Annotated in this window: 10 protein-coding genes; 5 read left to right on the forward strand and 5 right to left on the reverse strand. The window is 57.0% G+C overall.

The window, feature by feature from the left end:
- The first annotated feature begins 15 nt into the window (after positions 1-15).
- Positions 16-798 carry a phosphatase gene (locus HMPREF3055_RS02110; protein WP_049338094.1) on the forward strand — a complete coding sequence of 261 codons (783 nt, stop codon included), beginning with the start codon at positions 16-18 and terminating at the stop codon, positions 796-798.
- Positions 799-1,308: 510 nt separating this feature from the next.
- Positions 1,309-2,790 carry a sugar transferase gene (locus tag HMPREF3055_RS02115; protein WP_044150222.1) on the forward strand — a complete coding sequence of 494 codons (1,482 nt, stop codon included), beginning with the start codon at positions 1,309-1,311 and terminating at the stop codon, positions 2,788-2,790.
- Between the two features lie 224 nt (positions 2,791-3,014).
- On the opposite strand, the gene HMPREF3055_RS02120 is transcribed toward HMPREF3055_RS02115, so the two are convergent.
- From HMPREF3055_RS02120 to glmS, 3 genes are all read right to left on the reverse strand, one after another.
- Positions 3,015-4,601: a bifunctional ADP-dependent NAD(P)H-hydrate dehydratase/NAD(P)H-hydrate epimerase gene (locus HMPREF3055_RS02120; RefSeq protein WP_070737706.1), complete on the reverse strand. Its 1,587-nt coding sequence runs from the start codon at positions 4,599-4,601 to the stop codon at positions 3,015-3,017.
- An 88-nt stretch (positions 4,602-4,689) separates the two neighbouring features.
- Positions 4,690-5,130, reverse strand: a complete 441-nt coding sequence (locus HMPREF3055_RS02125) for a holo-ACP synthase (protein WP_049341794.1) — start codon at positions 5,128-5,130, stop codon at positions 4,690-4,692.
- A gap of 265 nt (positions 5,131-5,395) precedes the next feature.
- Entirely contained in the window at positions 5,396-7,279 is a 1,884-nt protein-coding gene (gene glmS, locus HMPREF3055_RS02130) for a glutamine--fructose-6-phosphate transaminase (isomerizing) (RefSeq protein WP_070506897.1), read from the reverse strand.
- A 184-nt stretch (positions 7,280-7,463) separates the two neighbouring features.
- Here glmS and coaA point away from each other — a divergent pair, with 184 nt between their 5' ends.
- From coaA to mscL, 3 genes are all read left to right on the forward strand, one after another.
- Positions 7,464-8,420 (forward strand): type I pantothenate kinase, encoded by a 957-nt coding sequence (gene coaA / locus HMPREF3055_RS02135; RefSeq protein ID WP_049349270.1) that lies wholly within the window; start codon positions 7,464-7,466, stop codon positions 8,418-8,420.
- 151 nt (positions 8,421-8,571) lie between these two features.
- Entirely contained in the window at positions 8,572-9,489 is a 918-nt protein-coding gene (locus HMPREF3055_RS02140; protein WP_070688576.1) for a M15 family metallopeptidase, read from the forward strand.
- Between the two features lie 292 nt (positions 9,490-9,781).
- Entirely contained in the window at positions 9,782-10,165 is a 384-nt protein-coding gene (mscL, locus tag HMPREF3055_RS02145; protein ID WP_049349266.1) for a large conductance mechanosensitive channel protein MscL, read from the forward strand.
- Between the two features lie 172 nt (positions 10,166-10,337).
- Here the strand turns inward: mscL and glmM are convergent, their stop codons facing one another.
- Positions 10,338-11,696, reverse strand: a complete 1,359-nt coding sequence (glmM, locus tag HMPREF3055_RS02150) for a phosphoglucosamine mutase (protein ID WP_049349264.1) — start codon at positions 11,694-11,696, stop codon at positions 10,338-10,340.
- A 242-nt stretch (positions 11,697-11,938) separates the two neighbouring features.
- Positions 11,939-13,006: a polyphosphate kinase 2 gene (gene ppk2, locus HMPREF3055_RS02155; protein WP_070541458.1), complete on the reverse strand. Its 1,068-nt coding sequence runs from the start codon at positions 13,004-13,006 to the stop codon at positions 11,939-11,941.
- Positions 13,007-13,130: the final 124 nt, after the last annotated feature.

The following is a 13,130-nucleotide window of genomic DNA, read 5'->3' on the forward strand; positions in this document are numbered from 1 at the left end:
TTGTGAGGAGTTTTAATGTCTTTCTCGATGAGCCGCGATGAGTTCGCCGCGTACCTGGATTCTGTGCGTATTACCGGCGAGGTGGCAACCGCCCGAGAGAATAACCTGGACCATATTCAGGGTTTCCTGGATGGTAATGAGCACCTTGAGTTTGGTGTGCAGTGGACCCGCGAATGGGATTACGATTCGGTGTTTGAGGTGATGGTTCGCCGCGCGGGTCTGAACCCGGATCGTTCGCATACTCACGGCCAGGACACTATTGGTGCTGAGCAGTGCATCAGCGCGCTGGAGGAGTACGCCCGTATCTTCGGTGAGGCGGTGCGTGCGGGTTCTCGTATTCTATTTGCGACAGGTCACCCGGCGGGCCTGTTCCCCATCTATGCGGTGATGGCTGCGGCTGCGAAGGCTGCCGGTGCTGAGGTTCTCCAGATTGAGGAGGGTGAGCGCTTCCTGGACGGCGATGTCCGCCAGATTATGGATGTCGTGATGTTTGAGCAGTACGGTAATCTGCAGCATACGCATTTCCCCGGCCCGATGCGCATCGCACTGGATCAGTTGAAGGCGCGCGGTGTGACTCCGGATCTGGTGGTTTCGGATCACGGTATGGCTGGTTATGCTTCCTCGACCTGTAAGTTGCTGACGATTGGTATTGCGGATTGTAATGATCCGGGTCTGTTTGTGGCGGCTGAGCAGGGGGACCTGCCGGTGTGCGTGCCGATGGACGATAACGTTCCGCCGCGTCGTTATGAGCCGATGATTGATTTCATTTTGGATCGTGCGGGGCTTGAGCGTCCTTAATGTCTCTTTTACACCGTGTGTGTAGGGTTTGTTATTGAGCCTCCGGGGGTTGTCGTTTTATGTGCCGGTTATTGTTTTTTCTGCAGGTGTGTGAAACAGTCTGGTGTTTTTAGGAGTTTCTTAGCTCCACTAGGCATTCTTCTCGGGGGCTCTTATTCTCTTCTTTTTCTGTGATTGATTTCATCACACCGGAGCGACTTTGCCTCTTCATTCTTCGAGACGGAAGACCCCCGACCCCGTAGAATAGTTTACGGAACACGTTTATGCGCTCTGTGGGCTCATATAACGCTCCACTAGGCGTCTTACCAGCGCCTTTGCCGTAGTCTCTGCCATTATTTTCACTCAGTAAGATTAAGGGTTCACTCATTCATCAGGACAAAGACTAGGACACGATTCCCTATTCACCGATAATTAGGGGTAAATGTGCCTATTCGCCGCTCTCAGTCCACGACACAGGACAAATTTCCGGGGAAGATTACACCGTTGAAAGTACAAGATCGTCTTAAAAAAATGTGGGGTTCAGACTTCGTCGTCAAGCGAAGCTGGCATCCCAAGGTTCAGCGTGCCCTTTACTTTGGCGATTTTCTCGCCATTGCTATTGCGGTTGTCGCTGCGCATCTGATTCGTTTCGGGTGGGAGAATGCTGACCTGCCCTATGTGAACGTTTGGCCTATTAACGCCCTGGATGGCCGTATTCCCGCTATTGATTACATCTTCCTGGGCGTTGGTATGGTTGTCGGCTGGTGGTTTATCCTCCAGGTGAACGGCTCCCGCAGCCTGCGCATCATGGGGTTCGGCACTGAGGAGTACCGCCTCATTACTCGCGGTACTACTTACTTTTTCTGCCTGCTGATTATTGTGGCGTTCTTCCTTAAGGTTGACGTCACCCGTATGTACCTGCTGATTGCTTACCCGCTGGGTCTGTTCCTTCTGCTCGTTGAGCGTTGGCTGATTCGTCAGGGTCTGGTGCGTTCGCGTACTCGCGGTCGTGCGTTGACTCGCGTCATGATTATTTCTGATGTGACGACCGGTCAGCACCTGTACAAGAACCTGAAGGATGTGGTTGCTTCCGGCCTGTCCCCCGCTGCGTTCTACCTGCCCGGTTTCACCCCGGGTACTACTGTTGCTGGCGCTCCGATTCCGGTCCTTGGTTACAGCACTTCTCCGGCTGACATTATGGAGGCCATCCGCGAGAACGATATTCACATGGTCGCGGTTACGAATGGTCACCACTTGAGCCCGGATCAGGTTCGTCTGCTGGGTTGGAAGCTTGCTGATGCGCATATTTCGCTGATTATGGCTCCTGCGACGACCGATATTGCTGGTCCGCGTATGCACATGCAGCCGCTGAATGGTCTGCCGCTGGTGCACGTGTCGACGCCGCGTATTACCGGTCTGTCGGCGTTCTTCAAGCGCGCTGTGGATGTTGTGTCTTCGGGTCTGGGTTTGATTCTGCTGTCTCCGCTGTTCCTGGTGGTGGCGCTGCTGGTCAAGCGTGATGGCGGTCCGGTCTTCTTCCTGCAGAACCGTGTGGGTCTGAACGGTGAAATGTTCAAGATGGTGAAGTTCCGTTCGATGCGTACTGACGCCGAAGAGGTTAAGAAGCGCCTCCTGGAGCAGAACGAGGGTAATGGTGTGCTCTTCAAGATGAAGGACGACCCGCGTATTACCCCCATCGGCAAGTTCATCCGTAAGTACTCGATTGATGAGTTGCCTCAGCTGTGGAACGTGTTCATTGGCGATATGTCGCTGGTGGGTCCGCGTCCTCCGCTGGTTGAGGAAGTTGAGCAGTACGAGGACATTGCGTACCGCCGTCTGCTGGTGAAGCCCGGTATTACCGGTCTGTGGCAGGTTTCTGGCCGTAGTGACCTTTCTTGGGAAGAGTCGGTTCGTCTGGATCTCTACTATGTTGAGAACTGGTCGCTTACCGGTGACCTCATTATTCTTCTGCGTACTGTCCGTGCGGTTTTCGCTAAGGAAGGCGCGTACTAAGAAGAGTTGGGGGTCTCTCGCTGGTATGTATGCCGTTTTTGAAGATGCTGTTCCGGCACAGGCAGCTTGGCATCATCCATTGATATAAACGCACAGAAGGGGCGTGAATCCATTTCCGGTGGATTCACGCCCCTTCCTTTGTGCCTTCTGCCTGGTTCATTGAGAGACGCTCTAGAATCTCTGGAGGGCGTTAGGCTGGAGGCGGCGTACTGGGCGCCTCTGCCCTATTCGGCGATGAGTCGCGCAATGACTTCGGGGAGCATCTCCGCGACGCGGGTTGCCGGGGCGGGGCCCAGCAGTGCGTCCTTGACGCTTCCGGTGGCGCTGGCGCGTGCGGCTTCACCGTGCAGGTAGACTGCGAGCGCACCGATGGAGGCGTAGGTGCAGTCTTCCAGGGTTTCTCCGCGGGCTTCGAAGGCGGCTACGGTCTGGGCGAGCAGGGCGCCGTAGATGCCGGTGAGGGTGTCGCCACTGCCTGCGGTGGCGAGCCAGGGGCTTCCTCCGGCAACGCTGTAGGTGGCGCCGTTGGGTGCCGCAATGAGCGTGTAACCGCCCTTGAGCATGACGGTCGCGCCGGAGAGTTCGGAGGCGGCACGCACCCAGCGGAAGGGCTCTGCGTCAATGTCCTTGCGGCTGGGTACGATGGCTTCGCCCAGGTGCTTCTTCCAGGTTTCGGGGGCGAGCTCGTGTACGACCCGCAGGAATCGTTCGAGTTCTGCCGCGTGCGGGGTGAGAATCTTGTGGGATCCGAGGTGCTTACCGGTTGCCATGTATTCTGCCGCCAGGTCGCAGGCACCAGCGTCGAGGATTGCGGGTTCGGGCGAGTGGAGCAGGTAGCGGTTCTTGTCCAGCGAGTCGTAGCTGGAGCCGGAGCCGCCGGCCCAGACGGTGACCCTCTGCAGGGCGGGTGCGCCGCTGAAGTAGACGGTTTCGGGGTTGTGGGCGATCATGAGCTGGCGGAGCTCGTGGGAGTTGGCACCGAAGCGAACCATACCAACGCCGGTGTTGAGGGCAGCACGCACACTCATGAGGGCTGCGCCGGGGTATTCGAGGCTTCCAGTGAGCATGCCGAGTACGCCGCGAGTGTACTTGTGGGAGTGCTCGTCGGGGATTTCGATGAGTTCGCGGTAGTCTTCGCGGTCGAGAACACGCAGGGCGGGCTTGTGGGCGTCGAGGGCTTCGGGCACGCCCAGGTCGTAGAGTTTGATGTCTCCGGAGTGGACGCTGTGGCTGGTGCCTGCCGGCAGCTTGTGACCGATGAAGGTGACGGTGCGGTCGGCGCGCAGGGAGGGTTCATGCACGGTTCCGCGGTTGTTGTCGACTCCGGAGGGGGTGTCGACGGCGAGGACTGCGCCGAGCTTACCGTTGAGCTGCGCGGCGCGGAGTACGCCCAGGTATTCACCGGCGCTACCGCGTACGGCACCGCTGGAGCCGGTACCCAGGATGCCGTCGATGGTCAGGTCGTAGCCGGCAAGCTGTTCGAGGGCGTGTTCGGGGTCAAGCACGCGGGTGCCTTCGCCGCCTTCGCGGGCGATGAGTTCGAGGTTCTTTTCGCTGGAGTCGAAGATGACTGCATCAACGCTGTGCCCCTTGGCGCTGAGGCGGGCGCCGGCGTAGATGGTGTCTGCACCATTGTTGCCCGGGCCGATGAGGAGCAGGATTTTGGCGTTTTCTGTGCCGTGGAGCAGCTCCTGCGCTTCGGCTGCAACGGCGTCTGCGGCGCGTTGCATGAGGTAGCCGTCGTAGTCGGCGGCTTCAATGTAGGGCTTTTCTGCTTCGCGTACCTGGGAAGCAGTGTAGATGAGCTTCATTGCTGTCTCCTTGGGTGGCACCGTGCGGGCCTTAGGGGGGTCACCGGGGGTGGTGTTGATGTGGCTCTGCGTTTAATCGTCGGTGGCGTTAGTTTTCGTCGGTGTCGTCGCCGGTGATGACGCTGAGTCGGTAGCTTTCGGGGTTGAACTTTTGCAGGTGCGCCAGTTCTGCATCGCTGAGGTATTCGGCGGTTGCGATGGCGATGGCGATGGGTTCATCGTGGGTCAGCGAGAGGTGGATGCGGTTGATGCCGAGTTCTTTAGCACGGCGGGCGATGGTGCCCTGAATGATGAGGTAGGGTTGGCCGCTTTCGGCGGTGGCGACTTCGCAGTCTTGCCAGTTGAGTCCGGCGGGTGCTCCGAGTACTTTTGCGACGGCTTCTTTGGCGGCAAATCGTACGGCTTGGGAGCGTACATTCCGGGTACGTTCGTTGGGGGTGAAGACGCGGCGGACGAAGGCTGGTGTTTCGGCGACGATTCGTTCGAATCGTTCGATGTTGACGGTATCTACGCCGATTCCCATGATCATGAGCTTCACCTTCTGGGCTAGGGGTGGTGCCGCGTCCTGTTTGCGGTTTCTCTTGTTTTAAGTCTAGCGAGATTCGTTTCTTTTAGATGGGATAGCGGCAAATATGACGCATAGTTGATATCTGTTTCACAGCGTCTATTTTTGTTGGGTCATCCACGAATAACCACCAGGTTAAACGACAAGGGCGGTGGTCAAGTTCTCTAAGAACTCAACCACCGCCCTTGTCGTTATCGCTGAGGCGATTTCCGAGGATTACTCCAGAGGATTACTCCACGGTCACGGACTTTGCGAGGTTACGCGGCTGGTCAACGTCCAGGCCCTTAGCTTCTGCCAGTGCGCATGCGAAGATCTGCAGGGGCACAGTTGCCAGCAGGGGCTGCAGCAGCGAGGGGCATGCCGGGACGGTGATGAGGCGGTCTGCGTAGGGCTTGACGGCCTCGTCGCCTTCCTCGGCGATGACGATGGTGAAGGCGCCGCGAGCGCGCACTTCCTGGATGTTGGAGACGACCTTGCCGTGCAGGGAGTCGCGACCGTTTGCGGAGGGAACCACTACGATGACCGGCTGGCCTTCATCGATCAGTGCGATGGGGCCGTGCTTGAGCTCGCCTGCTGCGAAGCCTTCAGCGTGGATGTAGGTGATTTCCTTGAGCTTGAGTGCGCCTTCCATTGCGACGGGGAAGCCCACGTGGCGGCCAAGGAAGATCACGGAGGAGGCATCCTTCATTTCGACGCCCAGTTCCTTGACCTGGGTGTCGTTGTCGAGGACCTTCTGGATCTTTGCGGGCATGTTCTGCAGCTCGGCAAGGATCGAAGCAATTTCGTCCTTGTACTTGTTGCCGCGCAGCTGTGCCAGGTACAGGCCAAGCAGGTATGCTGCGGTGATCTGTGCCAGGAATGCCTTGGTGGATGCCACTGCGATTTCGGGGCCTGCGTGGGTGTACAGCGCAGCGTCGGATTCGCGGGGCAGGGTCGAGCCGTGGGTGTTGCAGATGGAGATAACCTTTGCACCCTGTTCGCGTGCGTGGCGCACTGCCATCAGGGTGTCCATGGTTTCGCCGGACTGCGAGAGTGCCACGATGAGGGTCTTCTCGTTCACGATGGGGTCGCGGTAGCGGAACTCATGTGCGAGCTCAACCTCGGTGGGGATGCGGCACCAGTGCTCGATGGCGTAGCGTGCCACCTGGCCTGCGTATGCTGCGGTACCACATGCGACGACGATGATCTTGTCGATGGTGCGCAGCACCGAGTCGTCAATGTTCAGTTCGTCGAGGGTGAGGTTGCCGTTTTCGTCGAGGCGGCCCATGAGGGTCTGCTCAACTGCGGTGGGCTGCTCGTGGATTTCCTTCTCCATGAAGGAGTTGAAGCCGCCCTTTTCAGCTGCTGCGGCGTCCCATTCGATGTGGAAGGGCTTGCCCTCTGCGGGGTTGCCTTCGAAGTCGATGATGGAGTAGTCGCTGCCGGTGATGGTCACGATCTGGTCCTGACCCATTTCGACGGCTTCCTTGGTGTAGTCAATGAACGCGGAGACGTCAGAGCCGAGGAAGTTCTCGTTCTCGCCCAGGCCGATGACCAGCGGGGAGTTGCGGCGGGTTGCCACAACGCGGTCCGGGTGGTCGGCGTGGATAGCCAGGATGGTAAATGCACCTTCGAGGCGGTTGGATGCGACGCGTACTGCCTCGGTGAGGTCACCGGTACCGAGCTTGTTGTAGATGCTTGCGATGGTTGCTGCAGCTACCTCGGTGTCGGTCTGAGATGCGAACTCTACGCCTTCGGCGAGCAGTTCGGCACGCAGTTCTGCGAAGTTTTCGATAATACCGTTGTGTACGACGGCGAGGCGGCCGTTGTCGACAACGTGGGGGTGAGCGTTGTTGTCGGTGGGTCCACCGTGGGTAGCCCAACGGGTGTGACCGATACCAATCTGGGAGTCCGGCAGGGGGTTTTCCTTAACCTCGTTTTCGAGGTTCAGGAGCTTGCCTGCCTTCTTACGGAATACGATGCCGTCGGGGCACACGAGTGCCACGCCAGCAGAGTCATAGCCGCGGTATTCCTGGCGGCGCAGACCTTCGAGGACCACATCGTATGCGTTGTGGTCAAACTTGTTACCGTCCGGAGCAGTGTCCAGACCTACATATCCTACGATTCCACACATGCTATAAGTTTATCCCACAAGTATCCAGATATGCGCACGGTGAAATACCGTTATACGTCACGTTTATTGTGGCTTTCCTGGCTTTTTCAGGTTTTACCCTTTTCTTTCCATACATTTATTTCTTCAGACATACCGTGAGAGTAGATATTTTCCCCACGGGCTGAAAGTTCGTACACTTAGATAAATGAGCACCGCACCGTATTTTTCTGGCGATGACCGCTTCATGCATCTTGACCGTTCCCGTTGGTCGCACCTAGCCGATGAGATTTCTGTTCCCCTCAGTGCTGAGGAAATTGAGTCTCTTCGAGGCCTGGGTGAAACTGTCGACCTTGAGGAGGTGCAGCGTATTTATCTGCCGGTTTCTCGTCTTCTTAACCTGTATGTGACTGCTGCTTCTTCGTTGAACCATATGACGAATGATTTTCTGCATGTGTCTCAGCGCCGCGTCCCGTTCATTATTGGTGTGGCGGGTTCTGTTGCTGTGGGTAAGTCGACGACGGCACGTATTTTGCAGGCTCTTTTGAGCCGTTGGCCTTCGACTCCGAAGGTTCAGTTGGTGACTACGGATGGTTTCTTGTACCCGAATGCGGAGCTTCAGCGTCGCGGCATTATGCACCGTAAGGGTTTCCCGGAGTCTTATGATCGCCGTGCCCTGTTGAATTTTGTGTCGCAGGTGAAGTCCGGTGCCGAGCGTGTGGTGGCGCCGAAGTATTCGCATCTGTATTACGACATCATGCCGGATGAGCATATTGAGGTCACCGCACCGGATGTTCTGATTCTTGAGGGTTTGAATGTTTTGGCGCCTTCTCAGGCTGAGGGTCCGGAGACTTCCGATCTGACGCTGAGCGATTTCTTTGATTTCTCTATTTATGTGGATGCCCGCACTGAGGATATTGAGCGCTGGTATGTGAATCGTTTCTTGACTCTGCGTTCTTCGGCTTTTGCGAACCCGGAGTCGTATTTCAAGCGTTATGCGGAGCTAAGCGATGAGCAGGCGGTTGAGGTGGCGACCGGCATTTGGAAGAGTGTGAATGAGCCGAATCTGTTGCAGAATATTTTGCCGACTCGTGCTCGTGCGCATTTGATTCTTCAGAAGGGTGCCGAGCATACCGTGGAGCAGGTTCTTCTGCGTAAGAATTAGAGGTTCTTTAGGTTTTTAGTGTTCGCGTGCGGCTTTTAGCCGGTATTGTGGTGCATTCTAGTAGAAGGCGCCGGAGGCTCCACTCCCTCGCGGGGTAGGTTTAGGCTTCCGGCGCTTTTTGTTTGCATCTACGCCATGATGAGGAGTTATTGTGAAGTCCCTGCACCGTACGTCTACCGCTCAGGAGTCTCTTAATAGTTCTGTGGTGAACCGCCGCACCCTCTTGGGCGCCGCGCTGGGAGTTGGCGGCACGGCGCTATTGGCGGCTTGTGGTTCGCAGGGTGGTTCGCAGGGTCAGGGTGCCTCCTCTTCATCTTCTGCAGCGAGCGCTTCTGCCTCTGAGTCTGCGACGGCTTCTTCTAGTGTCTCTTCCACTGCGGCAGCCTCTTCTGCCGCGCCCTCCCCTGTTGCTTCTGCGACCGGTGCTTCTGCCAGCACTTCAGCTTCTGCGAGCACGTCTTCTTCCCCGTTGGCTCTTGCTCAGCCGAGTGTTGAGTCTCAGCCGGACTCGTTGCGTTGCCTCGTGAATAAGATGCGCCCTTTTGCGCAGCAGGACTGGGAGCCGAGTGACCTGGTGGAGTTCTACGGCCATCAATTGCGTGCTGAGGCGGCTAAGGCGGCGGACACGATGATTGATGCGGCGGCGACCGACGGCGTGACCCTGCTTGTTTCTAGCGCGTATCGTTCGTATGCGGTGCAGCAGCAGACCTATCAGTATTGGGTTTCGGTGAACGGCCAGCAGGTGGCAGACCAGTTGTCGGCTCGTCCCGGCTATTCGGAGCATCAGACGGGTTTGGCGATTGATTTTGCTTCTCCTGAGGGTTGCCGTCTGGAGGAGTGTTACCGCGATACGCTGGCTGGTCAGTGGTTGGCGAAGAATGCTCCGCGTTACGGATATATTTTGCGTTTCCCTGATGGTCGTCAGTCGGTGACCGGTTATCGTTTTGAGCCGTGGCATTACCGTTATGTGGGTGTGCAGATTGCTCAGGAGTATGTGTCTTCGGGTGCGAAGACTTTTGAGGAGTTCATCGGTACGGGTGCGGCACCCGATTATGCAAGTGCGAGCTAGGCTCTGGGCTAAGCTTTCAGCTTTGCCAGGTGCGCTAAGCGGTGATGTGTGTCGTATTTCTAGGTTTCGTACCGGGAATAAATAGGCACAGTAGATGCATATTTTTTCGCGTACACGCCGCGTAAATCCGCGATTTTTCGCAGGTTTCAGAGATTTTTACTCACCTTTATATGACCTAGACCTTAAGTATTGGGTACCACAGAACCACTGTGAAGAAAAACACATGCTTTACAGTGAAAATTTTCTCAGAATATGGCATTTTGAACACCTAAAAGGCGCTATTCTATATCTCATGCTTAAGGGTTTTAAAGATTTTCTGATCCGCGGTAACGTCATCGACCTCGCAGTTGGTCTGATTATGGGTACCGCCTTCACCGCTGTGGTGACCTCGCTTGTCCAGGCCGTCCTGATGCCCGCTATCTCGATGCTGGTTAAGTCCCCCAACTTCGATGAGTTCCTGGTCTTCGGCCAGATCAAGGTTGGCGTGTTCCTGACCGCTGTTGTCAACTTCATCCTGATTGCAGTTGCTGTGTACTTCGCAGTTGTTGTCCCCACTCAGAAGCTGACTGAAATCGCACTGGCTAAGAAGAAGGCTGAAGACGAGGCTGCTGAAGAAGAGGAAGAGACCGAGATTGCCCTCCTGAAGGAGATCCGCGACGCTCTGGCAAAGAAGTAATTTCTCTGCTCTCTAACACTAACTTTCGAACCCCCGTATCCCTGTGGATACGGGGGTTTTCCGTATCCACATCCCCTACGACCACCCAAGATAACGAAGAAGGGCTGGGAAGGTAACACCTTCCCAGCCCTTCTCTATCCTCCACTGCGGTCTTCACACCGGAAGAATACGTTTAGAGTGCCAATTCCTTAGCCACAACGTCAGCCAGCTGCTGAGCAACCTCATCAGCCTGCTCCTGGGTTGCAGCCTCAACCATCACGCGGACCAGAGGCTCAGTGCCGGATGCACGCAGCAACACACGGCCGCTCTCACCCAGTACTCCTTCAGCCTCGCTCACAGCGGTAGCGAGCGCCTCGTTGGTCTTGACCGCCGCACGGTCAACGCCCTTGACATTGATTAGGCGCTGCGGGGTGGGCTGCATGCGGGATGCCAGCTCCGAGAGGGTCTGACCGCTACGTGCCACCTCTGCAGCCAGCTGGATGCCGGTCAGAACGCCGTCACCGGTGGTTGCGTAGTCGCTCATGATAACGTGGCCGGACTGCTCGCCACCGAGGTTGTAGCCGTGCTCGCGCATAGACTCGAGGACGTAGCGGTCGCCCACAGCGGTGCGGCCGAGGGTAATGCCGTGCTCGCGCAGGTACAGCTCCAGGCCCAGGCTGCTCATTACGGTTGCGACGAGGGTGTCCTTTGCGAGCTTGCCTTCGCGCTTAGCGGCAACAGCCAGGATAGCCATAATCTGGTCACCGTCTACCAGATTGCCCTTTTCGTCAACTGCCTGGCAACGGTCCGAGTCGCCGTCGTGGGCGATGCCGAGGTCCGCGCCGTGCTCAACGACTGCTGCCTGCAGCTTCTCGGGGTGGGTGGACCCCACGCCGTCGTTGATGTTGGTGCCGTTGGGCTCTACAGCCAGTGCGACAACCTCTGCACCCAACGCTTCGAAAGCTGCGGGAGATGCTGCGTATGCCGCACCGTTTGCGCAGTCCAGAACAATCTTCTTGCCTGCGAGGGGCTTGCCTTCAGGCAGGGTGGAGACCAGGTGCTTCACGTAAGCCTCGGTACCGTTCTCCAGGGGCTTGACGGTACCCACAGCACCACCGGTCGGGTAGCGGAAGGACTTCTCACGGTAAACGCGCTCAATGGCGTCCTCAACGGAGTCTTCCAGCTTCTGGCCGCCTCGGGCCAGGAACTTAATACCGTTGTCCGCTGCCGGGTTGTGCGATGCAGAAATCATCACGCCGAAGTCAGCACCGGTGTGTGCCACCAGGTAAGCTGCTGCGGGGGTGGGGACAATGCCGGCGTCCAGCACGTCAACACCTGCGCTAGCGAAGCCAGCCTTCATCGCAGAAACAATAAAGTCTGCAGAGGATCGGGAGTCATTTGCAATCACGGCACGGGGGCGTATGCCCTCTTCTACCGTGTCAAAGCCCAGCACAATAGAAGCCGCCTGTGCGAGCTCCATAGCCAGAGCGGGAGTAATTACATCGTTTGCCAGACCGCGTACGCCGTCGGTTCCAAAAAGTCGTTCAGTCACCCTTTTATTTTACGTTGTGCGTAACTCTGCTTAGGCGCATACACCGTAAATTCTTCATAATCAGAAAGTGATTTTCAGCGGCTATATATCTGCTTCATAGCTAATGTTTCTATAGACACGCAAAGGTGCCTGCTCTCAGTTCCCAGAGAGGGAAAAGAGAGGCAGGCACCTTCATAGTGCAAGCTGTTTGGCGGTTCTATCGCCGCAGGGTTGAGTTATTGCTCTCCCCTATCTATCAACGCTTACTTGACGACCGGGAAGCCGTCGGGAGAGTCACCGGACTCATCCTCGAAAACGTGCGATGCAGAGCGGACGATCAGCGAGTCGAGCTCGCCCACGACTGCCTCATCCTTGGAGGGGTAGTCGAACTGGGAGAGCACGTAACGCATTGCTTCCAGACGTGCGCGCTTCTTGTCGTTGGACTTGATAACGGTCCAGGGGGCATCACCGGTGTGGGTGTAGAAGAACATTGCTTCCTTCGCCGCGGTGTAGTCGTCCCACTTGTCCAGGGATGCCAGGTCGGTGGGGGAAAGCTTCCACTGGCGAACCGGGTCGGTACGGCGGGAGGTGAAGCGTGCAAGCTGCTCTTCGCGGGTGACGGAGAACCAGAACTTGATGATGTGGATACCGGAGTTCACCAGCATGCGCTCCAGGTCCGGAACTTCGCGCATGAACTCGAAGTACTGTGCCTGGGTGCAGTAGCCCATAACGCGCTCAACGCCGGCACGGTTGTACCAGGAGCGGTCCATCAGAACGATTTCGCCGCCGGAGGGCAGGTGCTTGATGTAACGCTGGAAGTACCACTGAGTCTGCTCGATATCGGTCGGCTTCTCCAGTGCCACAACGCGAGCGCCACGGGGGTTCAGGTGCTCGGTGAAGCGCTTGATGGAGCCACCCTTACCTGCTGCGTCACGGCCTTCGAAGATGATGAGGATCTTCTGACCGGTGGACTTAGCCCAGAGCTGCAGCTTCAGCAGCTCAATCTGCAGGGCACGCTTTTCCTTCTCGTATGCCTTACGGCTGAGCTTGGTGTCGTAGGGGTAACCCTTCTTCCATGCCTGCGAGGTTTCGTCGTCCTTCTTGTCCTTGCCGAGGGCGCGGGTGAGGGAAGCCATTTCGTCCAGCTCTGCCGAGTAGTCTTCGACAACGGAGGTGCGGCGTGCCTGGGGCTTCAGGGCTTCCTTGATGGCTTGTTTCTTCTCAGAACCGGTGTGTGCGTGTGCGCCTTCAGCGGCGTGCTGGTGGGCTTCAGCCTGAGGAGCCTCCACTGCCTTCTCTTCGGGCTGGGTGGAGGGATTCTGCTCTGCCATGAGTACTCTTTTCTTCCTGTCTGCTTTGACTCTTTAACTCTACCGGTGTGCTCTTCGATGAACAAACGTAACAGTTATATGCACCTATAACCTTGTAACGCTCACGGTGGATAGATACGCAAAA

Origin of the sequence: Rothia sp. HMSC061C12 (genome assembly GCF_001815755.1) — a bacterium.
In the GTDB taxonomy this organism is placed as follows: Bacteria; Actinomycetota; Actinomycetes; order Actinomycetales; family Micrococcaceae; genus Rothia; species Rothia mucilaginosa.

Bases quoted from the DNA above. Each gene is read 5' to 3' on its own strand.
- glmS (WP_070506897.1), bottom strand. From the start codon at position 7,279: ATGTGTGGAATCGTAGGATATGTAGGTCTGGACACTGCTCCGGACGGT.
- HMPREF3055_RS02125 (WP_049341794.1), bottom strand. From the start codon at position 5,130: ATGATCATGGGAATCGGCGTAGATACCGTCAACATCGAACGATTCGAA.
- HMPREF3055_RS02110 (WP_049338094.1), top strand. From the start codon at position 16: ATGTCTTTCTCGATGAGCCGCGATGAGTTCGCCGCGTACCTGGATTCT.
- HMPREF3055_RS02120 (WP_070737706.1), bottom strand. From the start codon at position 4,601: ATGAAGCTCATCTACACTGCTTCCCAGGTACGCGAAGCAGAAAAGCCC.
- coaA (WP_049349270.1), top strand. From the start codon at position 7,464: ATGAGCACCGCACCGTATTTTTCTGGCGATGACCGCTTCATGCATCTT.
- HMPREF3055_RS02115 (WP_044150222.1), top strand. From the start codon at position 1,309: ATGTGGGGTTCAGACTTCGTCGTCAAGCGAAGCTGGCATCCCAAGGTT.
- mscL (WP_049349266.1), top strand. From the start codon at position 9,782: ATGCTTAAGGGTTTTAAAGATTTTCTGATCCGCGGTAACGTCATCGAC.
- ppk2 (WP_070541458.1), bottom strand. From the start codon at position 13,006: ATGGCAGAGCAGAATCCCTCCACCCAGCCCGAAGAGAAGGCAGTGGAG.